The organism is Fulvimarina manganoxydans, from assembly GCF_900176465.1.
GTDB lineage: Bacteria > Pseudomonadota > Alphaproteobacteria > Rhizobiales > Rhizobiaceae > Fulvimarina > Fulvimarina manganoxydans.
The window spans coordinates 423,587-447,537 of sequence record NZ_FWXR01000001.1 but is presented as its reverse complement, the minus strand read 5'-3'; the positions used below and the strand labels follow the sequence as shown (position 1 = coordinate 447,537).

The 23,951-nt window shown below is 62.9% G+C and carries 21 protein-coding genes; 2 read left to right on the top strand and 19 right to left on the bottom strand.

Features of this window, described 5'->3' with window-relative positions; genetic code table 11:
* Nucleotides 1-4: 4 nt before the first annotated feature.
* The 5 genes from B9A15_RS02000 to B9A15_RS01980 form a co-directional block, all read right to left on the bottom strand.
* Nucleotides 5-1,342: a M16 family metallopeptidase gene (locus B9A15_RS02000; protein ID WP_084408452.1), complete on the bottom strand. Its 1,338-nt coding sequence runs from the start codon at nucleotides 1,340-1,342 to the stop codon at nucleotides 5-7.
* 1 nt (nucleotide 1,343) lies between these two features.
* Nucleotides 1,344-2,891 carry a M16 family metallopeptidase gene (locus tag B9A15_RS01995; protein ID WP_342170095.1) on the bottom strand — a complete coding sequence of 516 codons (1,548 nt, stop codon included), beginning with the start codon at nucleotides 2,889-2,891 and terminating at the stop codon, nucleotides 1,344-1,346.
* Nucleotides 2,892-3,014: 123 nt separating this feature from the next.
* Nucleotides 3,015-3,842 carry a DUF3800 domain-containing protein gene (locus tag B9A15_RS01990; protein WP_210190463.1) on the bottom strand — a complete coding sequence of 276 codons (828 nt, stop codon included), beginning with the start codon at nucleotides 3,840-3,842 and terminating at the stop codon, nucleotides 3,015-3,017.
* A gap of 127 nt (nucleotides 3,843-3,969) precedes the next feature.
* Complete coding sequence (rsmD, locus tag B9A15_RS01985; protein ID WP_084408272.1) at nucleotides 3,970-4,524, bottom strand: 16S rRNA (guanine(966)-N(2))-methyltransferase RsmD; 555 nt, start codon at nucleotides 4,522-4,524, stop codon at nucleotides 3,970-3,972.
* Nucleotides 4,525-4,530: 6 nt separating this feature from the next.
* The gene (locus B9A15_RS01980; RefSeq protein ID WP_084408271.1) at nucleotides 4,531-6,495 is read right to left on the bottom strand and encodes a pseudouridine synthase; all 1,965 of its coding nucleotides are present in this window, start codon (nucleotides 6,493-6,495) and stop codon (nucleotides 4,531-4,533) included.
* A 210-nt stretch (nucleotides 6,496-6,705) separates the two neighbouring features.
* Between B9A15_RS01980 and B9A15_RS01975 the strand changes: the two genes are divergently transcribed.
* Entirely contained in the window at nucleotides 6,706-7,164 is a 459-nt protein-coding gene (locus B9A15_RS01975) for a nucleoside deaminase (RefSeq protein ID WP_084408449.1), read from the top strand.
* Between the two features lie 236 nt (nucleotides 7,165-7,400).
* The gene (locus B9A15_RS01970) at nucleotides 7,401-10,682 is read left to right on the top strand and encodes a DEAD/DEAH box helicase (protein WP_139798150.1); all 3,282 of its coding nucleotides are present in this window, start codon (nucleotides 7,401-7,403) and stop codon (nucleotides 10,680-10,682) included.
* 31 nt (nucleotides 10,683-10,713) lie between these two features.
* On the opposite strand, the gene B9A15_RS01965 is transcribed toward B9A15_RS01970, so the two are convergent.
* The 14 genes from B9A15_RS01965 to B9A15_RS01900 form a co-directional block, all read right to left on the bottom strand.
* Entirely contained in the window at nucleotides 10,714-12,030 is a 1,317-nt protein-coding gene (locus B9A15_RS01965) for an MFS transporter (protein ID WP_084408269.1), read from the bottom strand.
* Nucleotides 12,031-12,712: 682 nt separating this feature from the next.
* Nucleotides 12,713-14,518 (bottom strand): acetolactate synthase 3 large subunit, encoded by a 1,806-nt coding sequence (locus tag B9A15_RS01960; protein WP_244556764.1) that lies wholly within the window; start codon nucleotides 14,516-14,518, stop codon nucleotides 12,713-12,715.
* Between the two features lie 334 nt (nucleotides 14,519-14,852).
* Nucleotides 14,853-15,569 carry a flagellar basal body L-ring protein FlgH gene (gene flgH / locus B9A15_RS01955; protein WP_084408268.1) on the bottom strand — a complete coding sequence of 239 codons (717 nt, stop codon included), beginning with the start codon at nucleotides 15,567-15,569 and terminating at the stop codon, nucleotides 14,853-14,855.
* The gene (locus B9A15_RS01950) at nucleotides 15,569-16,192 is read right to left on the bottom strand and encodes a MotE family protein (RefSeq protein ID WP_084408267.1); all 624 of its coding nucleotides are present in this window, start codon (nucleotides 16,190-16,192) and stop codon (nucleotides 15,569-15,571) included. Before B9A15_RS01950 ends, flgH begins: the two co-directional genes overlap by 1 nt.
* Nucleotides 16,189-17,367, bottom strand: a complete 1,179-nt coding sequence (gene flgI, locus B9A15_RS01945) for a flagellar basal body P-ring protein FlgI (protein ID WP_244556755.1) — start codon at nucleotides 17,365-17,367, stop codon at nucleotides 16,189-16,191. The genes B9A15_RS01950 and flgI overlap by 4 nt, the downstream gene beginning before the upstream one ends.
* 8 nt (nucleotides 17,368-17,375) lie before the next feature.
* Nucleotides 17,376-17,831 (bottom strand): flagellar basal body P-ring formation chaperone FlgA, encoded by a 456-nt coding sequence (flgA, locus tag B9A15_RS01940; RefSeq protein WP_084408265.1) that lies wholly within the window; start codon nucleotides 17,829-17,831, stop codon nucleotides 17,376-17,378.
* A 2-nt stretch (nucleotides 17,832-17,833) separates the two neighbouring features.
* Nucleotides 17,834-18,616 (bottom strand): flagellar basal-body rod protein FlgG, encoded by a 783-nt coding sequence (gene flgG / locus B9A15_RS01935; RefSeq protein ID WP_084408264.1) that lies wholly within the window; start codon nucleotides 18,614-18,616, stop codon nucleotides 17,834-17,836.
* Nucleotides 18,617-18,972: 356 nt separating this feature from the next.
* Entirely contained in the window at nucleotides 18,973-19,302 is a 330-nt protein-coding gene (fliE, locus tag B9A15_RS01925) for a flagellar hook-basal body complex protein FliE (RefSeq protein ID WP_084408262.1), read from the bottom strand.
* Nucleotides 19,303-19,306: 4 nt separating this feature from the next.
* Entirely contained in the window at nucleotides 19,307-19,723 is a 417-nt protein-coding gene (flgC, locus tag B9A15_RS01920) for a flagellar basal body rod protein FlgC (protein ID WP_084408261.1), read from the bottom strand.
* Between the two features lie 5 nt (nucleotides 19,724-19,728).
* Nucleotides 19,729-20,121: a flagellar basal body rod protein FlgB gene (gene flgB, locus B9A15_RS01915; protein ID WP_084408260.1), complete on the bottom strand. Its 393-nt coding sequence runs from the start codon at nucleotides 20,119-20,121 to the stop codon at nucleotides 19,729-19,731.
* 528 nt (nucleotides 20,122-20,649) lie between these two features.
* Nucleotides 20,650-21,099: a hypothetical protein gene (locus B9A15_RS01910; protein WP_084408259.1), complete on the bottom strand. Its 450-nt coding sequence runs from the start codon at nucleotides 21,097-21,099 to the stop codon at nucleotides 20,650-20,652.
* A 1-nt stretch (nucleotide 21,100) separates the two neighbouring features.
* On the bottom strand, nucleotides 21,101-21,403 hold the full coding sequence (locus B9A15_RS22360; RefSeq protein WP_139798149.1) for a hypothetical protein: 303 nt from the start codon (nucleotides 21,401-21,403) through the stop codon (nucleotides 21,101-21,103).
* A gap of 329 nt (nucleotides 21,404-21,732) precedes the next feature.
* A complete protein-coding gene (flhB, locus tag B9A15_RS01905) occupies nucleotides 21,733-22,821 on the bottom strand; it encodes a flagellar biosynthesis protein FlhB (RefSeq protein WP_084408258.1) in 1,089 nt (362 codons plus the stop codon).
* A 77-nt stretch (nucleotides 22,822-22,898) separates the two neighbouring features.
* Nucleotides 22,899-23,945 carry a FliG C-terminal domain-containing protein gene (locus B9A15_RS01900; protein WP_084408257.1) on the bottom strand — a complete coding sequence of 349 codons (1,047 nt, stop codon included), beginning with the start codon at nucleotides 23,943-23,945 and terminating at the stop codon, nucleotides 22,899-22,901.
* Nucleotides 23,946-23,951: the final 6 nt, after the last annotated feature.

Sequence of the window (23,951 nt, the reverse complement as noted above, 5' to 3'; positions counted from 1 at the left end):
CCGGTCAGGCTCCCGCCGGACCGACGGTGATGACGGTCGGCTCGACCGTCAGAAGTTTCTTCGCCATCGCCTTCACCTCGTCCAACGTGACCGCGTCGATCAGATCCTGACGCCGATCGATGTAATCGGTGCCGAGATCGTCGAGCTGGATGCCGACGAGAGTTTTAGCGATCGCGCCCGAAGAGTCGAGATTGCGAACGGCATAAGAGCCTTTCACATAGGCCTTGGCCTTGGCGAGTTCGTCCGCCGTCGGACCTTCCGTCGCCATACGCTCGATCTCGTTGCGGATGATAGCAATGCTCTCCTCGGCCGCGTCGGCTCGCGTCGCGGTGGAAATGCCCAGGATGGCGGCATGGTCGTAGGAGGCGAGATACGAACTCACCCCATAGGCGAGGCCCCGCTTTTCGCGGATCTCCTCATAAAGCCGAGAAGAAAAGCTGCCGCCGCCGAGAATGTGGTTCATCAGATAGGCGGCGAAGAAATCCTTGTCGTCGCGCTCGACCCCCGGCAGGGCGAACTGGATGGTGGTCTGGGGGATCGCGAGATCGACGGAAACGCGGTCGCCATAAGTTGGCTGCACGTCTGCCACCGGCGTCAGCCCGGTCGTCTCCGGCAGATCGCCGAACACGTTGTCGAGCACCTTTCCGAGGCGTTCGGGATCGATATCGCCGACGACGCCGACGACGAGATTGTTCCTGGCAAATGCCCGAGCACGAAAGTCCTGAAGATCGCCGGGCGCGATCGACCGCAGGGTCTCCAGCGTTCCATCACTGTCCCGGCCATAGGGGTGATCGGCGAAAAGACTTTTGCGGAAGGCCTCGCCGGCCAGCGTCCCGGGATCGTTCTCCTGCGAAATGATGCGCGTCGCGATCTGGCCCTTGATCCGCGAGACCGGTTCCTCGTCGAAGCGCGGATCGGTCAGCGCCAGATGAAGAAGGTCGAAGGCTTCGTCAGAAAAGTCGGTGATCGCCGTGATGCTGCCGGTGAAGTCGTCGCGGCTCGCATCGAAGCCGAGCGAGACGCCGAGATCGTCGAGGCGGGTCTGGAAGGCTTCGCTCTCGATGTCGCCCGCGCCTTCATCCAGAAGCCCCGAAAGGAGATTGGCAAGGCCCGCCTTCCCTTCCGGATCCTGCGTTGATCCGGCGCCCTGAAACGCGAAATCCATGGCGATCAGCGGATTGGTATGGTCTTCCACCAGAAGCGCCTTGATGCCGCCGGGGCTCGTGACCTCCTGGATATCGACCGCTTCGGCCGAGAGCGGCCAGAGCGAGACAAGGGCCAGGGAAAAGACCGCGGCCAGCTTCGGCATGCGCCGGGTGGCGCTCGTCATAATCGTCCGCATATCAAAGGCCTCCGCTCGTTCCTTCACCGTCCGCGCGAACATCGTTCGATGCCGCGACGGATGGTTTGGTCTGCGATGGCACTCCATCGCGATCCCCTCCGGCCTCGCTCCTCTGAGCCGGATCGGCCAGATTTGCGCCGTCGGCGGCCGCTCTGCTTTCGTCCGCCGGCAGAAGGTAGCCGGTCACCGAGCGTTCAGGCTTCAGATAGGTGCGAGCGGCGCGGTTGACGTCTTCGATGGTCACGGCCTCGATGCGCTCGGGCCATTTTTCCACGTCTTCGATCGTCCGGCCCGTGGCCAGCGCCGTCGCGAAGCGCCGAGCCATCGCGGTCTGGCTGTCGCGAAGATAGATGACGCCCTTGCGCACCCGGTTCTTAGAGCGCTCGAGCTCCTCTTTCGTGATGCCGTCCTTCACTAGGCGCGCAACTTCGGCCTCGACGGCGGCCTCGACCTCGTCGAGCGAGGCATCGCCGCGCGGGCTGCCATAGAGAACAAGACGCGTATCATCGAGCGCGGCCCCGGAATAATAGGCGCCAGCACTGGCCGCGATGCCCTTGTCGATGATCAGATCGCGATAGAGCCGGCTCGTCGTTCCGCCGCCGAGGATGTCGGCCAGAATGTCGAGCGCCTCGGCTTCGCCGGGCTCCCCGCTCGTGGCGGATGGGACGAGATAATTGGTCTGGAAGGAGGGCTGGGTGACGCGTTCGTCGCGCAAGGTCACGCTGCGCTCGGCGATCGGCTCAGGCTCCTGCGGGCGCAGTCTCGGACCGACCTCGGCGCGCTCGGCAATCTGGCCATAAGTCTTTTCCGCCAGCGCCCGCACCTCGTCGACCGAAACGTCGCCCGCGATCAGAAGGACGGCATTGGAAGGCGTATAATATTTGTCGTAGAAGCGGATTGCGTCCTCGCGCGTCAGGCTCGCGATCTCCTCCGGCCAGCCGATGACGGGCGTCCCATAGGGACTGTTGAGAAACAGCGTGCCCTGGACGATTTCCGAAAGCTTCGCACCCGGCTCGTTGCCGACGCGCATGCGCCGTTCTTCCTGGATAACGTCCCGCTCAGGCAGAACCACCTCGTCGGTGAGGACGAGATTGGACATTCGGTCCGCCTCGTAGCTCATCACCATTTCCAGCGCGTCGGACGGAACCTGTTGATAATAGCCCGTATAATCGTCCGTGGTGAAGGCGTTTTCCTGACCGCCGATCTCGGCGACCTTCTGCGAGAACTCGCCTTCCGGATGGGTCTTCGTGCCCTTGAACATGAGATGTTCGAGAAAATGGGCAACGCCGCTCTCACCCGGCGCCTCGTCCGCGCCGCCAACCTTGTAATAGATCATCTGGGTAACGACAGGCGCCCGGCGATCCGGCAGCACGACGACCTGGAGTCCGTTATCCAGCGTGAAACTCGTCACATGCTCATCGGGGATGGCGGCATCGCCGACGCTAATCGGTGCCTGTTCGGATGGGCTGGCGGCAAAACACGGAGCCGTGACGACGAGTGCCGCCAGGACGCTCGTCGCTTTGGCGCTGCGTACAAACTGTTGGATCAACGATGAAATCCCTGCCTCGTCTTACGAAAAGCTGTGCACCACCATATGGCGGAGGCAGGGCATGCACGCCAATTACGGTTTCGTTAGGAAGATGCGATCAACACGACACCCCTAAAGTGAAATTTACCGCTGTCGATCTGTTCGCCCAATTTCCTCAGCGATCTGTACGATGAGATCGGTCTGGCCGTCTTCGAACCGTGCGTGCCCACCGGTTCTGACTCCACTTCTAAGCGCCGCTCGGTTCAAACGCGCCTCGAAGTAACGTCTGATGGGCAGCCAATCTGCATATTCGTCCGGTTTTGCCCAAATCGCAGCTATTCGTCCCGTCAGCCCGGCGATCCAGTCAGCCGCCTGGACTGTCTGATATCGATGGCTCTCGACCTGGAAGGGAGGCTCGATAAGGTGACGTCTCGGCTCTCCGGCTTGATACATCGCCTGCGCTGCAGCGCTCACAAGTCGCTCGCGCTGATCGTGTTCATCCAATACCAGCAAGAAGCCGGTATCTCCGCCAATGTCGTCTTCACAAAATTGATCCAATCGCTTGATCGCTTCACGTAAAATCGAGACATAAAGCGCATTCGCGTCATGCTGTTCTGGAGAGCTTGTCTTCTCTACACCCACATAAAAGACGTAACCTCCAACATTTTCGATCTTATTCATAAAGCGGTTGGTGAATTTGCGCAATTCTGAATATTTTTCGACGTTATTGAGAGTATAGAGAGATGAGCCCTTCTTTTCCCAGAGCGCGGGATGTTTTTGAGCCCGCTCGATTTCCCAGGCTAGCAACTCCTGCTTACGCTGGAAAAACCATGTTCCGAAATGGCGCACTTGCTCTACCGGCAAGACGAGGCCGGCTAACCCAAAGACTGGGCTTTCATTGTAATGCGAGTGAGCGCGGGAAATGAAGGGCCCAATGTGCCCAAATTCGTCAAGATAAACGACGAAGTTCACGTGAGCTCCGACCATGCCCCCGGAAAACACGAAGACCCGCGCACAGCGCGGGCCTCGGAATTTGCGCATCTATAACGATGCAACAATCCATAGTTAGTGCTTTTCACTTTTCCAATCAAGCCGCAAATCAGCTTAAGACAAAAAACCGAACGACGCTCTCGCCGATCGACCTCTCGTCCTCCAGCGAAAACCCATCGGGCGTCTCGAAGGCGACATTGCCAGCCTCTTCGATGACAGCGAGGCCGTCCGGCTTCAGCCAACCGCCATCGCGGGCGGAGACGAGGGCCTTCTCGCCAAGGCCTTTGCCATAAGGGGGATCAGCCAGAAGCAGATCGAAGGGTTCGAAGGTCCCGACGCCGCCGAGGCGTGTCGCATCGCGCCGATAAATCTTAGAGCGCCCGGTCAGGCCGAAGGCCTCGACGTTCTGTCGGATCAGCCCCCGACCCTCGACGCTCTCCTCAATGAAGACGCAGAAGCGCGCGCCGCGCGACAAAGCCTCGCAGCCGAGGGCGCCCGTGCCGGCAAAGAGGTCCAGCACCCTTGCGCCATCGAGCCGGAACCCGGTCCGATGGCTGAGCATGTTGAAGACGGTTTCCCGGGTGCGATCCGTCGTCGGACGGATCGTGTGACCTTCAGGCGTCGCGAGCTTTCGCCCGCGAAATTCACCGCCGACGATCCGCATGGCCGGTCAGTCCTTGCGCGGGCCGCGCGGACGGTCGCCGCGAGGTCCCGGTTTGCCGCCCGGTCCGCCCCGTCCCGGCGTGTTGCGGCCGGAGACCGGCGCGGGCCGCGCCGGGCCCCGCTTTGGACGATCCTCGCCGGCAGCGGATTCGGCGGAGCGCTGCTTGGCCTCGATCCGCTTCTTTCCCTCCGGCCGTGCGCCCGGCGCGATCCAGACATTGGTGTTGCGCCGACCGGCCGCGCCGATGCCGGGACGCTTCGCTGCGCGCTCGCCCGATGCCTCGTCGCCGCGTTCACTTCGATCGCCGCGCGGCTTGAAGCCAGGCTTTGCGCCCGGACCACCCTTGCCGCCGCCCGGACGCTCGTTCCGGCGCGGGCGCGTGTCGAGGCGCTCCAAAGCGCTTTCACGCTTCTTCTCGCCGAACTTCTTGCGGTTCGGCGCCGCGGCGCCGCCGGCCGAAACCCAATCGCTCGTGCGGCGAGACCCACGGGTCCCTTCGGTCTCGACGGCCTTGTTGGAGAAGGGCTTGGTGATCGGACCGTCGAAATCGGCTCCGGCTTCCTCAATCAGCCGATCGCCGAGCTGGTCGCGCAGGGTGCGGCCCTTAACCTCGCGCACCGCGCCCTCGGCCAGATCGCCGAGCTGGAACGGGCCAAAGGACAGGCGGATCAGGCGGTTCACTTCCAGGCCGAGATGGCCGAGCACCTTCTTGACCTCTCGGTTCTTGCCCTCGCGAAGGCCGAGAGTCAGCCAGACATTGTGGCCCTGTTCCCGATCCAACACGGCCTCGATCGCCCCGTAGAAGACGCCATCGATGGCGATGCCTTGCGCCAATTCGTCGAGACGCGCCTGATTGATTTCGCCATGGGCGCGCACGCGGTAGCGCCGCAGCCAACCCGTGGAGGGAAGCTCCAGGACACGGGAAAGCCCGCCGTCATTGGTCAGGAGAAGCAGGCCTTCGGTGTTGATGTCGAGACGGCCGACGGTCAGAACGCGCGGCATGTCGTCGGGCAGGCGATCGAAGACCGTTGGGCGGCCTTCCGGATCCTTGTTGGTCGTCACCGTTCCGGCCGGCTTGTGGAACAGCCAGAGCCGGGTGCGCTCGGAGGCCGGCAAGGGCGTTCCGTCGATCTCGATACGGTCGCTGGCCTTCACATCGAGGGCCGGGCTGTCGATCAGCTTGCCGTTCACCTTCACCCGACCGTCGGCGATCATGCCCTCGGCATCGCGGCGCGAGGCGATGCCGGCGCGCGCGAGGCGCCGGGCAATGCGCATCGTATCGGTCGGGGCGGCCTCCTCACGAGGCCGGCGCGCGTCCTCGCGCGGCCTGCGATCGTCGGAGCGCTGTGGGCGGGCGTCGTCCCGCCGAGGCCGAAATCCCTCGCCCTCCTTGCGGAACGCGGGACGCTCGGAGCGCTCGCCGCGCGGCCGATCCCCGTCCTCCCGGCGCCGAAACCCGCCATCGCGCGGTCCCTCGCCGTCCCGGCGCGGCTTTCCGCCAAAGGCACGCCCCTCGCGCCGGTGCGGCCGGCCCTCCCCGGTTTCGCTTAATTCGCGTGGAGCGCGACGGGTCTCGCCCTCGCCGGCGGCTGGATGGTCGCGCTTGCCGAAGCTTCTGGGTTTGCGCGCGCCGCCCTCGCCGCGCTCCCCATCCCTTGTGCGGGGGGCGCCATGGGACATCATTCCCCGGCTCTTGGGCGTAAAGGGCTTGGAAGCGCCCGAACGAGGCCCGGATTTGCGACCCTCACCGCCGCCGGCCCCTTCCCCCTCGGCTCGCTCGCCGCCTTCGCCACGCGGGCGAAAGGAGGGCTTGCCGCCAGGGCGACCCGTGCGAGCGTCGCCGCCCGGCCGGTTGCCGCGACCGCCAGCACCGAAGCGCCCTTCGCCACTGGGCCTTGAACCTCGGCCGGGACCGCGCCCGCCGGATGCGTTGTTGCCGCGTGTCGAGCGGCCGTCCTGATCGTCACTCATGTCATGCCTAATCTGGAGCGATCTTGCCGCCCCTGTCGCCGTCGCATCGCGTTCGGCGGCCGGTCTTCAATGTCGGGGATCGGTCGGCGCACTCTGGCGCCGTTCTGGCCATGCCTCTATCACCGAATCATCGTCATGAAAACGAGAAAACCCGTCGGAGCCCGCAATGAACGATGCCCGGACAGGCCGGCAAAGCAAAGCCTGGCCATCATGAGCGAGCGCAAGAGAAGTTTCATGGAGGCGGCCCTCGACGAGGCCCGCGCAGCAGCAGGGCGCGACGAGACACCCGTCGGCGCGATCATCGTCCGAGAGGGCACGATCGTCGCGCGGGCCGGAAACGAAACGCGGGCCCTGAACGACCCGACCGCCCATGCGGAAATTCTCGCCATTCGCCGAGCCTGCGCCGCGCTAGGCTCGGAACGCCTATCCGGGTGCGATCTCTATGTGACGCTGGAGCCCTGCGCCATGTGCGCGGCAGCCATCTCCTTCGCGCGCATCCGCCGCCTCTATTTCGGCGCGAGCGACGAAAAGGGCGGCGCCGTCGAGACAGGCCCACGCTTCTTCTCGCAAAGCACATGCCATCATGCGCCAGAGGTCTATTCGGGCCTCGCCGAAACCGATTGCGCCGAAATTCTGAGACGTTTTTTCAAGGGCAAACGGGTTCCCTAAGCGGAGGTCCGACCATCTGAATTCAAAGCGCGGTCGGCCGACGCCGTTATGGCCCGGCCTTATGGACCCACTGATCAAAAGGAATCGTCCCGAAGGCTGGATCGTTTCGGTGGCCTGACCGTTCGCCATGGTCAGCCATCGGAGATCGACGCTTGCATCACTCGCCGACGAACAAAGCCTCCAAGACCTGGTCGAAACCCGTCTATCCGCGTCACCCCATAGGGACGATTGCCGCGATGATCGCAAAGCGTGTGGCGGATGAGACGAAACCCTTGATCTATATTGCTGAAACCGGACGGCGGCGGCAGGACATCTTCCGATTGGCGAGCCTTCTGTCGAAACCGGGCTCGGTCTGCGAATTCATGGCCCCCGACGGCTTTCCGGGCGACGGGCTGCCCGTCACGGCGGCGATTGCCGGCAATCGGATGGCGATGCTGCGATGGCTTCGCGATCCGGACAACAGGCCCTCGGTCGTCATTACGACGCCGGCAGCGCTGATCCGAAAGGTACCGCCTCGCTCGGTCACGAAGGCGATGCATCTCGAGATTGCCGTCGGCGAGACCATCGAACTCGAAACACTCAAATCGAGGCTCTCAGCTCTCGGCTATTGGCTTGACGAGCGGGTGGACGAGGCGGGCGAAGCCGCTTTCCGGGGAAAAGTCGTCGAGATCTTCCCGGCGGCAGCGCCGCGCCCCTGCCGAATCGAGCATGAAGACGGTGCCGTCACCGCGATCCGCTCCTATGATCCGATCAGCCAGCGATCGGTTGCCGAGACCGATCGGCTTATCGTCGATGCAGCGAGCGAGATTATCGGGCGATGCGACGGAGCATCCGACGACGACGATCGGAGCCAAGAAGCGCAGAGGGCCGATGATGAAGCAGTCGGTGCGCCGCAATTCTTATGTCGCCATTACGACGCCTGCGAGAGCCTTTTCGATGGACTGCCAGACGCCGAGATCATTCTCGAAGAAGGAGCAGATCTTCGCGCCGAGGAAGTCTTTGCGGCCCTGTCCGCAATCGATGGCGAAGGCGCCAAGGCCCATGCGATCCGATCCGACCATCTGGACCGAGCGGCCTGGGACCAGGCCTTGCGCGATCGCCTGAATGCGCTTGTCGGCGATGTCGAGGCCGATCTCTCCGTGCCGATCTTCGCCATGGAGCGTCAACCTTTCAAGGCCTTCTCGAAAGCCGCCAAGGCTTGGCTCAACGAGGGTTATCGGCTCGTGCTTGCGGGACGAGCCGGCCGCAATCTCAAATCGACAGCAAGGCGGGCGTCCAAAACGCTCGGCGCCGAATTCGAAACGATCGAAAGCTGGGCGGAGATCTCCAAGGCAAAGCCTGGAGCCCTTCTCCTATTCGAGGCAGCGATCGACGAAGGCTTCATTGCCCCGGAGAGCGACATCGTCGTCGTCAGTCTGCAGGATTTGGAAGGCCAGAAGGCCGCCGCGTCGGCCAAGGTATCGGACGTCCCATTCAGCGCCGAGATCGACACCTTCTTCATTGGCGACAAGGTCGTCCATATCGAGCATGGCGTCGCCATTCTCGAAGGTGTTGCCCCGATCGATCCAAGCGGAACGGGGAGCGAAGAAGCCGGCGAGGCTCTGGTTCTCAAGTTCCGAAAGAACGAGACCTTGCTCGTGCCGATGAACGATATCGGCGCGGTCTGGCGTTATGGTGGCCCGTCCAGCGACGTCGCCCTCGACACGTTGAAGGGACAAAGCTGGGAAAAACGGCGCGACGACGTCTTCAAGCAAATCGCGTCGACAGCCGACGCGATGGTCAAGCGCTTGAAGGAGAAGGCCAATGCGAAGGCTCCGGCCATCAAGCCCGATCGGGTCTCTTTCGAGCGCTTTTGCGCGCGTTTTCCCTATGAGCTGACACCGGATCAGAATAACGCGGTCATCGATGTCCTGGCCGATCTTGCCGCCGGGCGGCCGATGGACCGGCTGATCTGCGGCGATGTCGGCTATGGCAAGACGGAAGTGGCGCTGCGCGCGGCTGCGGCCGCAGTGTTTTCCGGCAGGCAGGTCGCTGTCATCGCACCGACGACGGTGCTTGCGCAGCAGCATTATCGCAGCTTCGCCGAACGCTTCGCGCCGCAGAATGTCGACGTCGTCCGCCTGTCCCGACTGGTCGAGAAGAAGGAGGCCGAAGCCGCGAAAGAGGCGTTGAAGACGGGCAAGGCGAAAATCGTTATCGGCACCCATGCCGTCCTCTCCGAAAGCCTCGAATTCAACGATCTGGCACTTGTCGTCATCGACGAAGAACAGCGCTTCGGCAGCGAGGCAAAGGCGCAAATGAGGGCGCTGGCCGAGGGACTTCACTGTCTCGCCATGACCGCGACCCCGATCCCGCGCACCCTCCAGGCCGGCTTTGTCGGGCTGAACGATCTGTCGATCATCGCGACCCCGCCCATCCGCCGAAGCCCTGTGCGAACCGAGACCGGCCCCTTCGACGATGAAAAGGTGCGCAAGGCGCTGGCAGAGGAACATGCCCGCCAGGGCCAGAGCTTCGTCGTCTGCCCGCGCATCGACGACCTCGAACCCATGGAACACAAGATCGCGGAGCTCGTGCCCGATCAGCGTGTCGTCACGCTGCATGGGAAGATGAAGGCCGACGAGGTCGAGGATGCGATGCTCGCCTTCTCCGAAGGTGACTATGACATCCTTCTCGCAACGACCATCGTCGAAAGTGGGCTCGATGTCGCCAATGCCAACACCATGGTCGTCTGCCGGGCCGATCGCTTCGGCCTTGCCGAGCTGCATCAGCTGCGCGGCCGTGTCGGGCGCGGCGTCAGGCGCGGCCATGTCCTGTTGACAACGGACGCAACGGAGGAGATCGGCGAAGACGCCGAGAAGCGCCTGAAGGCGCTCGTCGAATTCAACACGCTCGGCGCCGGCTTCGACATCGCCGCCCGCGATCTCGACCTGCGCGGGACAGGCGAACTCCTCGGCGACGAACAGGCCGGCCATGTCCAGACGATCGGCATCGGCCTTTATCGCAAGATGCTGGAACAGGCGATCGGCGTTGCCGAAGGCGGGCCCGGTAAGATCGAGCTCCGCCCGGTGGTCTCGCTGGGGCTTTCAGCCTCGATCCCCGTCGATTACGTGCCAGAGCCGGATATGCGCATCGAGCTCGCGCTGCTTCTGGAGCGCGTCGACGGCATGGCGACTTTGGAAGAGCTCAAGGCCGAGATCGAGGATCGTTTCGGATCCATGCCGAAAACGCTCGAAACAAGCTTCGAACTCGCCGAATTGCGGCTGCGATGCGCTGAATTGGGCGTGACGAAGCTCGATTTCGGCCCCAAAGCGACAGCGCTCAGCCTGACGCCTGAGAGCGTTCAAAAGCTGGAAGCGTTGAAACTCGATGATCAGGACAAAGACGACACGGCGTCGATCCGCTGGTCGAAACAGCGCCTTATCTTCCCAGCGCCGGGAAGCGAGGAAGCCAACCGGGTCGACCACGCAACGAACGTTCTCGACCGCCTGGAGACGATGCTGATAGAGGCTAGCGGCTGAAGAGGCGAGGATCGATCAGCCGGCCGCGACATTAGGCCGGGCTTTGCTGGCGGGTGCCGGTCTCGGCCTCGTCCTCGCCGTCGTTGGGCTTCACCTCGTCCTGCGTCTGCGCTTCCGCCTGCTCCACCGCCCAGGCACTCGCGGCCTCGACGGCGACCGGAGAGGTCGTGGGCACGACACCGATATAGCTGTCGGTCTGGCTGGCCGGCAGAGCGGAACGCTGGGTCATGCGATAGAGCGCATAAAGCGCGATCGCCGCGAAGCTGAGGCTCAGGACCAGCCAGAAGGTGAAGGGACCGGCACCCTGCATCGCCCAGCCGGTGACCAGCGGGCCGATGATCGCGCCGAGGCCGAAAGTGAAGACGAGACCGCCGGATGCGGCCGGCATGTCCTCGGCCGACAGGAAGTCATTGGTATGTGCGAGAAACAGCGCGTAAAGCGGCGTCGTCATGCCGCCGGCGAGAAAGGCCGCGATCAGAAGCGCCACGATCCCGCCCCCGGCAATCCAGCCGAACAGGCAGGATATGGCGCCGATCACGGAGACCGCGAAGATCACGAGCCGACGATCGACCCGGTCCGATATCCAGCCGATCGGATATTGCAGCACCAGGGCGCCGGCAAAGAGCATGGCGATGAATAGCGAAATCTCAGCCGCCGTCATACCGATCAGCGAGCCGAAGACGGCACCCATGCCCGATTGGGTCGCATAGACGCTGCCGAGCAGGAAAATGCCGATCGTCCCGAGCGGCGAACCGGAGAACAGGGCTCGGAGCGGCATCGGGCGCGTCACATCGGTCGTCGGCGCCCGCGACACGGTCAGAAGAATGGGCGCAAAGGAGATCGAAACAAGGATCGAGGCGCCGATGAAGAGAACCGAGGTCGCCGGATCGCCGAGATTGAGCAGGCCCTGCGCGCCGATAATCCCGACCGTCTGCGAGATCATATAGGCGGACAGTACCTTGCCCCGTGTCTCATTGGTCGAGGCATCGTTCAGCCAGCTTTCGGCAGTTACATAGACACCGGACATGCAAAAGCCGATGAGAAGGCGCAGCACGGTCCAGGCCCAGGGCTCGGTCAGGAGCGGGAAGCTGATCAACCCCGCCGACATGAAGCTGCCAAGCGCGGCGAAAACACGCACATGGCCGACCCGGCGGATCAACGAGGGCGTGAACCGCGCGCCGGACAGGAAACCCACGAAATAGCCCGAGGTGATGATGGCGAGTTCGGTCGCGGAAAAGCCCTCGATGCCACCGCGCAGACCGATGAGGGTGAAATGCATGCCGTTGCCCAGCATGATCAGGACGATACCGATCAGAAGCGCCCAAATACCGGACAAGACGTTGAACATCGGCTGTCTGCTCCCTCGACGCCCCATCACAGACGGACCCCATGCCGCCTTGGAGGGCTCCCCTTGCCCTCGAGCCGACAGCTCGACACCGCTAAAGGATAGAGAAAAGGCTGCCGACACGGAAAGGATAAAAGGGACGCGGGCATTTGGAAAAGCGACGCGGCTGGCGGCGATGCGTCGTTGCTCTTCGCCGTCGCCTGCTCTCGAAGGTGTGTGCCTCGGCTCGTTCAGAACACCGGCAAAGCCATTGGTAGGTGGTGTGGGTAGCCCCTCGGCAGACATTCGCTCGCCGGCCAGACAGCAGACTACGCTCGGTCACAGACGGCGAGTTGATCTTGAAGCAGAACACTTCGACGCATCGTCATTGTCGGCCATCATGCCGAGAACCCAGAAACGTCTGAAACAAGAGCGGCTTCATCGGCGCACTGGATGCTCGGGACGGAGCCCGAGCATGACGATCTCAATGAAAGTCAGCGCCAGACCTTCGAGTGCCGAGCATTCGATAGATGCCGCTTGAAGAAGCCGTCGTGCGACCAGGACAGGCCAACACTTCATATGATTATCGATTTGGTTTGTCGCAGGTTCTGGGCAGAAAATCGTAGAGCACGTTCCGGAGACTTGCTAGGAGCCCACGCCGAGCGGCCTTGACCGCTCGGCGTATTCTCGTCTCACCAAGCCCGACTTAGACCAGCGCCTTGCCCTTGGCGTCGATCGCATTGGCGACGGCTTCGTCGGTCGCCTCCTCCGGCAGGAGGATCTCGTTATGCGCCTTGCCCGAGGGAATCATCGGGAAGCAGTTGGCGAGATTGGCGACGCGGCAGTCGAAGAGGACCGGGGCGTCGACCTTCAGCATCTCGTCGATCGCATCGTCCAGATCACCCGGCTTTTCGCAACGCAGACCGACGGCTCCATAAGCCTCGGCGAGCTTCACGAAGTCCGGCAGCGCTTCCGTATAGGAGTGCGACAGGCGATTGCCGTGCAGCAACTGCTGCCACTGGCGCACCATGCCCATATACTGGTTGTTCAGGATGAAGATCTTGACGTTCGCCGAATGCTGAACCGCCGTTGACATCTCCTGCATATTCATCAGCACCGAGGCATCGCCCGCGATACAGATCGAGAGCGCGTCCGGATGCGCGATCGCAGCTCCGATAGAAGCCGGCAGACCATAGCCCATGGTGCCGAGACCGCCGGAGGTGAGCCACCGGTTCGGTGCCTCGAAGCCGTAGAACTGGGCTGCCCACATCTGATGTTGGCCGACCTCGGTCGACACATAGGTCTCCCGATCCTTCGTCGCCTCGTAAAGCCGCTGAACCGCATATTGCGGCATGATGACGTCGTTGTTCGGCCGATAGGCAAGGCAGTTGCGCGCCTTCCACTTCTCGATCTCGGTCCACCAGCCCGCGAGCGCCTTTTCGTCGGTTTTGGCGCCGCTCTGTTTCCAAGCTTTGACCAGATCGGCCAACACATGGCCCACATCGCCGATGATCGGCAGATCGACGCGGACATTCTTGTTGATCGAAGAGGGGTCGATATCGATGTGGATCTTGCGCGAATGGGGCGAGAAGGCGTCCAGCCGGCCCGTGATGCGGTCGTCGAAGCGCGCGCCGACGCACAGCATGACGTCGCAGCCATGCATGGCGAGATTGGCCTCATAGGTGCCGTGCATGCCGAGCATACCCATCCAGGACTTGCCGGAAGCCGGATAGGCGCCGAGCCCCATCAGGGTCGAGGTGATCGGAAAGCGGGTCAGATCGACGAGCTCGCGCAAGAGGCGCGTCGCTTCGGGCCCGGAATTGATCACGCCGCCACCCGAATAGATCATCGGGCGCTTGGCCGAGGCGAGCAATTCGACCGCCGCCTTGATGCTGGCCTCGTCGGCCGAGAGTTTCGGCCGATAGCTCTCATGAACCTGATCGGGCGGCGGCGGCGCGTAGAAGCCGGTCGCGAACTGAACGTCTTTCGGAATATCGACGACGACCGGGCCGGGACGGCCGGTCGTTGCGACGTGAAACGCCTCGTGCAGGACGCGGGCCAGCTGATTGACGTCCTTCACCAGCCAGTTGTGCTTGGTGCAGGGGCGCGTGATGCCGACCGTGTCGCATTCCTGGAACGCGTCCGAGCCGATCAGCGTCGTCGGAACCTGGCCGGTGATGCAGACCAGCGGGATCGAATCCATCAGCGCATCCTGCAGCGCGGTGACCGCATTGGTCGCGCCAGGGCCAGAGGTGACCAGCATGACGCCGGGCTTGCCGGTGGAGCGGGCATAGCCTTCGGCCGCATGGCCGGCGCCCTGCTCGTGGCGCACGAGAATGTGGCGAACCGCCTCCTGCTGGAAGATCTCGTCATAGATGGGAAGCACCGCGCCGCCCGGATAGCCGAAGATGTCCGTGACGCCGTTGTCCTTCAGCGCCTGGACGACCATTTCGGCCCCAGTCATTTCCCGGGGTTCGCTTATTTCGAAAGTGTCCGTCGTCATGATGTCCATGTCCTGCCCGATCTCCTCCAGCACCGGGCCATCCATGTTTCGTCCCGGCGTCGGCGCATGAAAAAAGGGCCACTCGGGCCCTTGGTCATTCGCGCACACGTGGCATTCGCCGAGCGGTTCAAACCGCTTCGCGTGTGCGCATCCCTACAAGTACGATGATGGTCGTGTTGGTCATGGTGGCGGACGCTATGCCTTTCCCTATCGTTCGTCAACGCCTTTTCGATCCGCCAGACAACAAGCGGGTCGTGCTCTCCCCGGCCAGCTAGGCACCACGGCAAAAGGCCGGACGCCGTCCAAGCGGTACCCGGCCTTGTTTTATTGGCTGAAACAGGCGTCAGAACGGTGCGACGACGTCGTAGACCTGCTGGCCCCATTGTGGCTGCTGGACGTCGGTTACCCGGCCACGGCCGCCATAGGAGATGCGCGCTTCCGCGATCTTGTCATAGTCGATCGTGTTGTCGGCCAAGATGTCGCGTGGACGGATGATGCCGGCGATCGACAGGACGCGCACCTCGAAATTGACCCGCATTTCCTGCTGGCCGGAGATCATCAGATTGCCGTTCGGCAGTTCCTGGGTGACGACCGCCGCGACCGAGAGCTTGATGTCTTCCGAGCGCGAGATGCGCCCTGCCCCCTTGGCATCGGATTTGCCGTCGGCTTCCAGATCGACGCCGACATCCGGTAGGACCCATTCGCCGAGGGCACCGGCCAGGCTCAGGCCGGCACCGACCTTCGATTCACGGGTCCGATCCGTCGCGTTGCGTAAGGAGGCCTCGTCCTTGATGTTGATCCGGACCGTCACGATGTCGCCGACCGACAGGGCGCGCGGGTCGTGATAGAAGTCGGCCCGGTCGTCGGACCAGAGCGAATGCTTGCCACGCGGCCCGCCTCTCGGGAAGGCAGCCGGCTGAACGAGGCTCGGATATTGATAGAGGCCGGAGCCCACCGGAGACAGTGCCGGCTCCTTCATCGCATTCTCCGGCGCCGTCGAACAGGCCGAGAGAAGAGCAAGGACGGCGCAGGCAGCGAGGGGGCGAAGGGTAAGGCGCATCAGTGCTGGTTCTCCGCGACCTTGTCGCCCGCGGCTTCGTCGCTCTTGGTATCCGAAGACGTCTTTTCGACGATGAGCTTGGCGACTTCCGCGGCGACCGCCGGCTCCATTTCCGAAAGAATGTCGCTCGCCTGACGTGGCTTGAGGCGCACGAGGATCATCGCGGCATTCTCGGTGCCGAGCTTGGCAAGCTGCGGCGCGGCGGCATCGGACTTCATCTTCGAATAGATGTCGACGACGACGGTGGAGGCCGATTCCAGGAAGGCTTTCCGCTCTTCCATCCATTTCTGATACTCGGCCCGTCGCGTCTCCAACTCGTCGATGCGCGAGGTGATCTCGCCTTCCAGTTCGCGAAGCTGCTTTTCCTGGATGGCGTAACGGGCGTCCTGCGCTTTGTCGGCGATGTTGAGACAATAGTTCTCGACCTCGCTCGTCGGCTTGGCCTCAACCGGTGCCCCGGTGGTTTCGTCGACGATGCGCAGCTCTTGCGGTGGGAGCTCCGGCGGGCTCTTGGAGTGCTTGGTCGCCTCGGACGCGAAGGTCGTGCCAGCACAAGACAGGGATAGAGCCAAGGCCAGCGCCGTCAGAGCCTGAGTTCGGGCGAAGCGGTCGAGAGCAATCATTGCACCACCAATTCAGCTTGAAGGGCACCGGCGGTCTTGATCGCCTGAAGGATCGCGATGACCCCCGAAGGCTTGAGGCCGATGCGGTTGAGGCCCTGCACCACGGTGTCGAGATCGGTGCCGCCGACGAAGGCGAAGTTGCCACCTTGCTGATCGGCATTGACGATCGTCTCCGAGGTCACCACGGTCTGGCCGTTCGCCAAGGGATTGGGCTGAGAAACCTGCGGCAGTTCGGACACGCGAACCGTCAGATTGCCGTGGGTCAAGGCAACCGTGGAGATCTGGACGTTCTGGCCGATCACGATCGTCCCGGTCCGCTCGTCGATCACGACCTTGGCGGTCTGATCCGGATCGATCCTCAGATCGCCGATCTCGGCGAGGAAGCGCACGGGCGAAATATTGCCGGGCCGCTCCAGTTGGACGGTCCGATAGTCCTCTTCGCGGGCGACGGGCGTGCCCCAGCGTTCGCTGGCATAGGCGTTGATGAGATCGACCATGCGGATCATGGTCTTGAAGTCGGGATTGGAGAGCTCCATCGAAAGCTGGCCGTCGTCATTGAACGAACCCGGCACCTCGCGCTCGACGAACGCACCGTTCGGAATGCGGCCGGTGGTCGGCACACCCTGGGAGAGCGTCTCGCTCGCCCCTTCCGTGGCAAAGCCGGTGACCGCGATGGGCCCCTGCGCGACGGCATAGATCTCGCCATCGGCGCCATAGAGCGGCGTCATGATCAGCGTGCCGCCGAGCAGCGACTTGGCATCGCCGAGCGAGGAGACCGTGACGTCGATGCGTGAACCAGTGCCGATGAAGGCCGGCAATTCGGCCGTGACCGTCACGGCCGCGACATTCTTGCTGCCCGATGCCTGTTCCCGAATATTGACGCCCATACGATCGAGCATCGATTGCAGCGACTGCTCGGTATAGGGCGAGTTGCGCATGGAATCGCCCGTGCCCTGAAGGCCGATGACGAGACCATAGCCGACCAGCTGGTTGCCGCGCACGCCCCGCACAGAGGTGATGTCCTTGATGCGAACGGAGCCGAGCGCATCTTCCGGATTGCCGCGCACATAAGGTGTCGCGCTCGGGCCGGGATAAGCGACATAGTCCGCCGCTTCGGCGACCGGCGCAAGCGCCAGAATGGCGCCGAAGAGACTTGCGAGAAAACGGCGGGGCACGATAGGCCTCATCCTTGCACCTGGACCGAGCCGTCGGAGTCGACGACGCCGGACACGGTGATACCACTGTCGATATTGCGGACCTGAACGACCTCGCCTTCCGCGCCCGACTGAAGCGCGGTGCCGAGGCCGGTGATCGTCAGCCCGGCGGCCTGATAGACGAGCATCACCGGCATTCCGGCCTTGACCGAATCGGCGGTGGTCAGATCGCTGAGGCGGATCGCCTGTCCCGGCACCAGGCGCCGGCGCGCGACCTTGCCCCGCAATTCGCTCGGATCGGAGACGAAAAGGGAGAGCTTCTCGTCCTTGACGATGAAGCTGCGCGTGCCGAGGCCCGCCGAGAGCACGTCCTTGCCGGCATAGACCACGGCGCTCGGAACCGGCAGATCGACTTCGGCGGCCAAAGCCGCCGTCGAAAGACAGGAGGCGGCGGCGAGAAACAGGAAGCGCTTGAAGCGGGCCATGATCAGCGAATGCCCTTGGAGACGACGCTCGCCATCTCGTCGGCGGCCGAGATCACCTTCGAATTCATTTCATAGGCGCGCTGGGCCGAGATCAGTTCGGAGATTTCCTTGATCGGATCGACGTTGGAGTCTTCGAGATAGCCCTGATGAATGACGCCATAGCCCGGATCGCCCGGAATGCCGGCAACTGGCGCGCCGGAGGCGACCGTCTCGCGGAAGAGGTTGCCGCCCTCGGCATGAAGGCCCGCATCGTTGGCGAAGGTGACGAGCGAGAGATTGCCGACCGTCTGAAGCTCGTTCTCGACCCGAGCGAAGACCTCGCCGCTGGAATTGACGACCACTTCGGTCGTGTTGGCCGGCATGGTGATGTTCGGCTCGACCAGGAAGCCGTCGAGCGTGACGAGCTGGCCTTGCGCATTGGTGTTGAACGCGCCGTCGCGCGAGTAGAGCGTATCGCCGCCTGGCCCCTGGATCTGGAACCAGCCCTGCCCGTTGATGGCGAGGTCGAGCTTGTTGCCGGTTTCGCGCAACGAGCCCTGGAGATGGACGTTGCGGATGGCGGCGAGCCGGACGCCAAGCCCGAGCTGCGCGCCCTCCGGCACCACACCCTCGGCGCCCTGAGCCGCGACCCCTTGCGCGCGCTCCACCTGATAGAGGAGATCGGTGAACTCGGCCCGGGCGCGCTTGTAGCCCGTCGTGTTCACATTGGCGATGTTGTTGGCGATGACCTCGACATTGGTCTCCTGGGCGTTCATACCCGTCGCCGCGATCGCAAGTGCCCGCATGGCTGTCTCCTTCCGTGCGAAAGATGTGCTCCGAAAGGGCACCCTCTGCGCTCGGCCTCGATGGTTTCGAATGGTTTCTTGTCGCCCATGCCCGGCAGCTGGACCCCATGGGCATATGGTGGCGCGAAGGCTGTCGCTTCGCGGCGAGGCTCATGCCGTTTCAGGTCGCGGAAGTCAGATCCGCTTTCAGCTTCCCGCGCCGGTGAGACCGGTGCTGGCGGCTTCGACCTCATGTCAAAGCCGGTTGCGGAGCGATGGCCCGCCTTATTCATAGGACTTCCGCGACGCTTCGCTCCGTCCGCGATCTGCCGTCAAACCCTGGCCCGGTCGGCGAACCGTCCGCGTCAGGGTCGCGATCAGATCGCCATGCGCGACAGTTCCATATAGGCGGCAACGGCCTTGTCGCGGACCGCGACGGCGGTCTGGAGCGTGCGCTCCGCGCTCATCACTGCTTCGACGACGGCCTGGGTCGAGGCCTTGCCGTTGACGCCCTGGATGGAGGTCGCCTCGGCAGACTTCATGGTGTCGACGGCGTCGACCATGACGCGGGAGAGCACCTCGGTGAATTCGTTGAAATCCACCGACGAGGCGCCGCTCGAAGGGGCGACGCCGCTCGAAACCGAAGGCGTGTTCGACGGGGCAATGGTGGAGTTGGTGGCGAAGGAGGATCCGATGGCAGGGATCATGGGCTCAGCTCCTCAGAAGATCGATGGTCATGTTGATGATTTCGCGAGCCTGCTTCACCACTTGGACATTGGCTTCGTAGGACCGGTTGGCCTCACGCATGTCCATCATTTCGGTGAGCATGTTCACGTTCGGACGCTTGACATAGCCGTCGGCATTGGCCGCTGGATTTCCTGGATCATATTCCTCGACGAAAGGCGTATCGTCGGTGCCGATATCGGCGACCCGGACGATGCTCGCTCCCGTGATCTCGTCGAGGGTCGAGCCGAAGGTGACGGTCTTGCGCTGATAGGGATCGCTGCCGGCCGTCGCCCCGGTCGTTTGGGCGTTCGCGACGTTTTCTGAGACGACGCGCAGACGAGTGGACTGGGCGTTCAGACCGCTGGACGCGATCTTCAGCGTGGTGACGAGAGGATCGGCCATGGCGCTCAGCCCTTCACGGTCATCATCAGCATGCGGTGAAAGGACTTCACGATGCTGGTGTTGAGGGAGTAGTCGCGGGAGACCTCGCCGGCCTTCAGCATCTCTTCTTCAATGGCGACGGAGTTGCCGGAATGCTTGACGTCCCAGGTGTTGGCGTCGAGCCGGTCCGCTGTCGGCCGCTCGCGACCGGAGCCTTCGCCGAAGCCGGCGAGATGGCGCGGATCGGAGGCGCGCTGGCTCATGCCCGTGTCGGCCAGAACCGACTCGAAGGAGGCGATGTCCTTGGCCTTGTAGCCGGGCGTGTTCACATTGGCGACGTTCTCGGCGACCGTCGCCTGGCGCTGCGAGAGCCAGGAGGCGCGGTCGGAAGCGAGTCCGAAGAGATAGACCTGATCCATGACGGGCCCCGAAATTGGGTTCTTTGTTCTGCCCGTTGTTCTAGGGAAAGGCGCTTGTCCGAAGCTGAAGACGTTTCGAAAGAGTTAAGAACCCGCTGCTACGCTGGGTCACTCTTAATCTTTATGCCGGAAACATTAACGCGGGCGCCGATCGCGGAACGCTCTCATTAGTAGTATATTACATACCAGGATGGATGTTGGAGCTTGAATCCAGTCGCTCGAAGCCGGTATTTCAGGAAAGATCGAGATGGCTGGAGCAGAGCTTGCGCAGGATATCCGATCCGGCAATCTGGTGGTCTGCGGCCCTCATCCTCCTGGCTGCCAGGAAGCGCCACTGAAGCGGCTTCATTCCTTCGTGGCCCCGCGTGGAGCCCGCGCCGCTTGGGCAAGACGCCGGCCTATCGTTAAGCGGGACCAGATTCGAGACATAGCCAAGCGCGGCGCTGAACAATTGCCATTCGCAACGATCAAGAGAGACGTTGCTGCCAATGCGCGCTGCCCGAGCCGGGAAGCAGGCTTTCGCCCGCCTCAATCGTGACGTTCGCGAGGGCTCGTTCGCTCAAGCCGGGCATCGGCAAGGATGCTGCGGAATCGCCGCTGCTCTTCGGCGTCATCGGCATCGCCATGTCCGGCAAAGTCGACATAGGTGATGTCGACGGCGGCGGTCGAGGCGCCAAGTTCCAGACGAAAATGCGCGGTGAGGTCCTGGTGCTGGAGTTCAAGCGCCAGACAGACGATCGGCGGCGTTGCCCAGGTGACACGAACGTCGCCGGAGTTGGCAAAGCGCAAGACGTTCGGCTTCAAGGTCAGTTCCGCCGAAGACGAGACGATGTCGGCGATATTTCCGTAATGCTCCAGCCGGAGATAGGCGATGTAGTCCACAACGTCGACGAGGCGGAGCTCGGCGACGAATTCGCGGATAGCATCAGCCAGAAGTCTTTCCCGGACCAGGGTCGTGCGTTTTTTGATGTCCAGCATCTCAGGCCGTCAGCTCACTCTTGCGAGAAACAAGGATCGCACGGTCGCTGCCCGTTGGCACGACTGAAACCACGTTGTCATATCGTGGTGGATTGGCAAGTTCGACGACGGAGACGCTTGCGTTCGAAGCTGCATGCCGGACGATCGACGAGGCGTCACGGCTAAGGAGGCGAAGTCTGGAGAATTGCGCCGAAGCAGACGGAAGTTTGGGTCCAAGACGATTTTGCGGCGAAGCACCCTGTCGCTCAGAGGCGCCGTGCGGCAAGCTCTTCACCCTCTCCATCGGTGCCTCGATCAACGCCATACTGTACCGCTTTCCCTTGACTGTCCGTATCCGTCGATCCCTCGACGCGATACGCCCTTTGCGATTTCACCCGACGACCCTTCAACGGCCTGGCGAGCGTCACAGCCTGCCTCGAGACCGCCGGATTTCGTCGGCGAAATGTCACAGTTGACGTTCTATGCCTCCTGCCTTCCCCGAACCATGTGAACAGCTTAGATGTAGATACGCGAGCACAAGGTTCCCGCATCCTCCACTATTCGCGGGACCCGCTTCGTCCATATGCGATGCGCATGGGCCGTAGCGACATGCGTGCGACCCCGTCCGTCGAGGCCGCGACGCCATCACGCGGATCAAGCGGTGGCGAGTGCCACTTTGCTGCCGCCTCGGGTGTGGAGATAATAGATGAGCTCGGCGACCGCCTTGTAGAATTCGGGCGGGATCATCTGATCGATCTCGACATGCTCATACATTGAGCGGGCGAGAAGCTTGTCCTCGATCACGGGGATCTCGTTCTCCTCGGCGATCTCGCGAATCTTCAAGGCGACAAGATCGGTACCCTTGGCCAGAACAACGGGGGCGCCGCCCTCTTCGCGCGTATAGCGCAGCGCGATGGCGTAGTGGGTCGGATTGGCGATGACGAGCGTCGCCTGGGGCACGGCTGCCATCATCCGCTTGCGGGTGCGCTCACGGGCGATCTGGCGCTGGCGCTGCTTGACCATCGGATCGCCTTCGGACTGCTTCATCTCGTCCTTGATTTCCTGCTTGGACATGCGCAGATCGCGCCGCCAATGGAAACGCGTCAGTGCGATGTCGGCCGCCACCAGAAGGATGGTCGCGATCGCAACGCCCGACAGAAGCTTCATCGCGAGCGAGAGAATCAGTTCCGGCAAAAGGACGGGATCGGAATGCATCGTCTGCATGATCGCCGAGATGTTGCTGACGAGCACTGAGCTGACGACGGCGCCGATCATGATGAATTTGAACACGGCTTTTCCGAATTCCGTCAGGCCCTTAGGGCCGAAGATGCGCGTGGCACCGGAGACGGGTGAAACGTTCGAAGCCTTGGGCTTGATCCGCTCGAAATTGATCTGAGGCGGATTTTGCAGAATCGATGAAAGAATGCCGCCGACCGCGAAGAAGATCGCGGCGGGCAGGACGAAGGCAGCGCTCTGGCTGGCCAGAACCGAGAGGACATGAAGGGCATCCCTGCTCGTCTCCAGATCCCACTGGAGAGGGTTGTCGAACGTCGTCTCGAGACTTTCGGCAAGACGGCTTCCCGCCTGCCGCGCCTCGAAGGCGATGAACGCCATCGTCGCCAGAAAAGACGCCAGGATCGGCGCTTCGCGCGAAACCGGAAGGTTGCCCTTCTCGATCGTGTCGCGAATCTTCTTCTCTGTCGGTTCCTCGGTCTTCGAGGCTCGATCTTCGCTCTCCGCCACGGCCGATTAGCCCGCAAATCGGTTGACGTTCCGTGAAACCCCGACCGGTCGAGCGGCAAAATGCCGATCGAACCCGATCATTCCGATCCCTCTTCGTCTCTGAGCTGGATCGTGCCCGCCCCTGCCATCTCGAGCGCGAGATTGGCGATCTCGCGGCGAGCCGCATCGATGTCCTGCTTGAGCGGCTGGACGTTCTGGCCGAGTTCGGCCTCGATCATGCGGCGTGCACGGGCGCCATGCGCCGCGAGCACGGACTCGCGGATCGTCTCGTCCGCCCCGCGCAGGGCCATGATGACCGTGTCCGCGGCAATGCCGTCGAACAAAGTGAGTCGCGCACGGGCCGGCATTGTCGGGATGTCCTCGAAGGCGAAGAGCAGCTTCTTGAGCTGTTCGGCGTCCTCGGGCATGTCCGTCTCGATGACCTCGATGAGCTCGTTGCCGTCGGTCTTGTCCATCCGGTTGATGACATTGGCCAGCATCATATGGCTGGAGCCATTGTCCGCATCATCGCCGGTGACCAGATAGGCCTCGCGCACATGTGTCTCGAACAATGCCTGGACAGGAGCCGCCAGCGGCTTGACCATGAGCATCCGGCGCATGATGTCGTTGCGCATCGACGGATCGCACGCCTTGATGATCGTGACGGCGACGTCGCTCGGAAGCTTTGAGAGAAGCAACGCGACGATATGGGGATGCTCGCCCGACAGCTTGCCGGCCAGAACCGCGCCCTCCATCTCCGCCATCGCTTCCCAGACATTCCGGGTGTCGGCGTAGAGAATACGGTCGATGTCGTCCTGACGCTCGTTGGGGAACAGCGACTGGAACTCGTTCTCCGTCAAAGCGCTCTTCAGGAGCTTCGTCATCTGCTGAGACGGTCCGGGGAAGATCGGGCCGCGCTTGAAGGTGTCGGAAAACTCCTCGACCACGGCTTCGATCTGTTCCGGCAAAACCTCGTTCAGCGATGCCGCGGCTTGGCGCAGAGCGACGATCTCGTTCGGCGCCATGTGCTTGAGAACCCGAGAAGCGCCTTCGGAGCCGAGCGCCAGGAGGAGCACGGCCGCGCGCGCACCGCCCGACAAGGGCGGAACTTCGAGGTCTTCCGAGTAGCGAGCGAGGCTGGTCATCGCGAA

Excerpts from the sequence above, each read along its gene's own strand:
- B9A15_RS01965 (WP_084408269.1), bottom strand. The coding sequence starts at position 12,030 with ATGTTCAACGTCTTGTCCGGTATTTGGGCGCTTCTGATCGGTATCGTC.
- flgA (WP_084408265.1), bottom strand. The coding sequence starts at position 17,831 with ATGGCCCGCTTCAAGCGCTTCCTGTTTCTCGCCGCCGCCTCCTGTCTT.
- flgB (WP_084408260.1), bottom strand. The coding sequence starts at position 20,121 with ATGGATCAGGTCTATCTCTTCGGACTCGCTTCCGACCGCGCCTCCTGG.
- B9A15_RS01960 (WP_244556764.1), bottom strand. The coding sequence starts at position 14,518 with ATGGACATCATGACGACGGACACTTTCGAAATAAGCGAACCCCGGGAA.
- fliE (WP_084408262.1), bottom strand. The coding sequence starts at position 19,302 with ATGATCCCTGCCATCGGATCCTCCTTCGCCACCAACTCCACCATTGCC.
- B9A15_RS01950 (WP_084408267.1), bottom strand. The coding sequence starts at position 16,192 with ATGATTGCTCTCGACCGCTTCGCCCGAACTCAGGCTCTGACGGCGCTG.
- B9A15_RS01980 (WP_084408271.1), bottom strand. The coding sequence starts at position 6,495 with ATGAGTGACGATCAGGACGGCCGCTCGACACGCGGCAACAACGCATCC.
- B9A15_RS01900 (WP_084408257.1), bottom strand. The coding sequence starts at position 23,945 with ATGACCAGCCTCGCTCGCTACTCGGAAGACCTCGAAGTTCCGCCCTTG.
- flgG (WP_084408264.1), bottom strand. The coding sequence starts at position 18,616 with ATGCGGGCACTTGCGATCGCGGCGACGGGTATGAACGCCCAGGAGACC.
- flgC (WP_084408261.1), bottom strand. The coding sequence starts at position 19,723 with ATGGCCGATCCTCTCGTCACCACGCTGAAGATCGCGTCCAGCGGTCTG.
- B9A15_RS01910 (WP_084408259.1), bottom strand. The coding sequence starts at position 21,099 with ATGCTGGACATCAAAAAACGCACGACCCTGGTCCGGGAAAGACTTCTG.
- B9A15_RS02000 (WP_084408452.1), bottom strand. The coding sequence starts at position 1,342 with ATGCGGACGATTATGACGAGCGCCACCCGGCGCATGCCGAAGCTGGCC.
- B9A15_RS01975 (WP_084408449.1), top strand. The coding sequence starts at position 6,706 with ATGAGCGAGCGCAAGAGAAGTTTCATGGAGGCGGCCCTCGACGAGGCC.
- flgH (WP_084408268.1), bottom strand. The coding sequence starts at position 15,569 with ATGCGCCTTACCCTTCGCCCCCTCGCTGCCTGCGCCGTCCTTGCTCTT.
- B9A15_RS01970 (WP_139798150.1), top strand. The coding sequence starts at position 7,401 with ATGATCGCAAAGCGTGTGGCGGATGAGACGAAACCCTTGATCTATATT.
- B9A15_RS22360 (WP_139798149.1), bottom strand. The coding sequence starts at position 21,403 with ATGGCGTTGATCGAGGCACCGATGGAGAGGGTGAAGAGCTTGCCGCAC.
- rsmD (WP_084408272.1), bottom strand. The coding sequence starts at position 4,524 with ATGCGGATCGTCGGCGGTGAATTTCGCGGGCGAAAGCTCGCGACGCCT.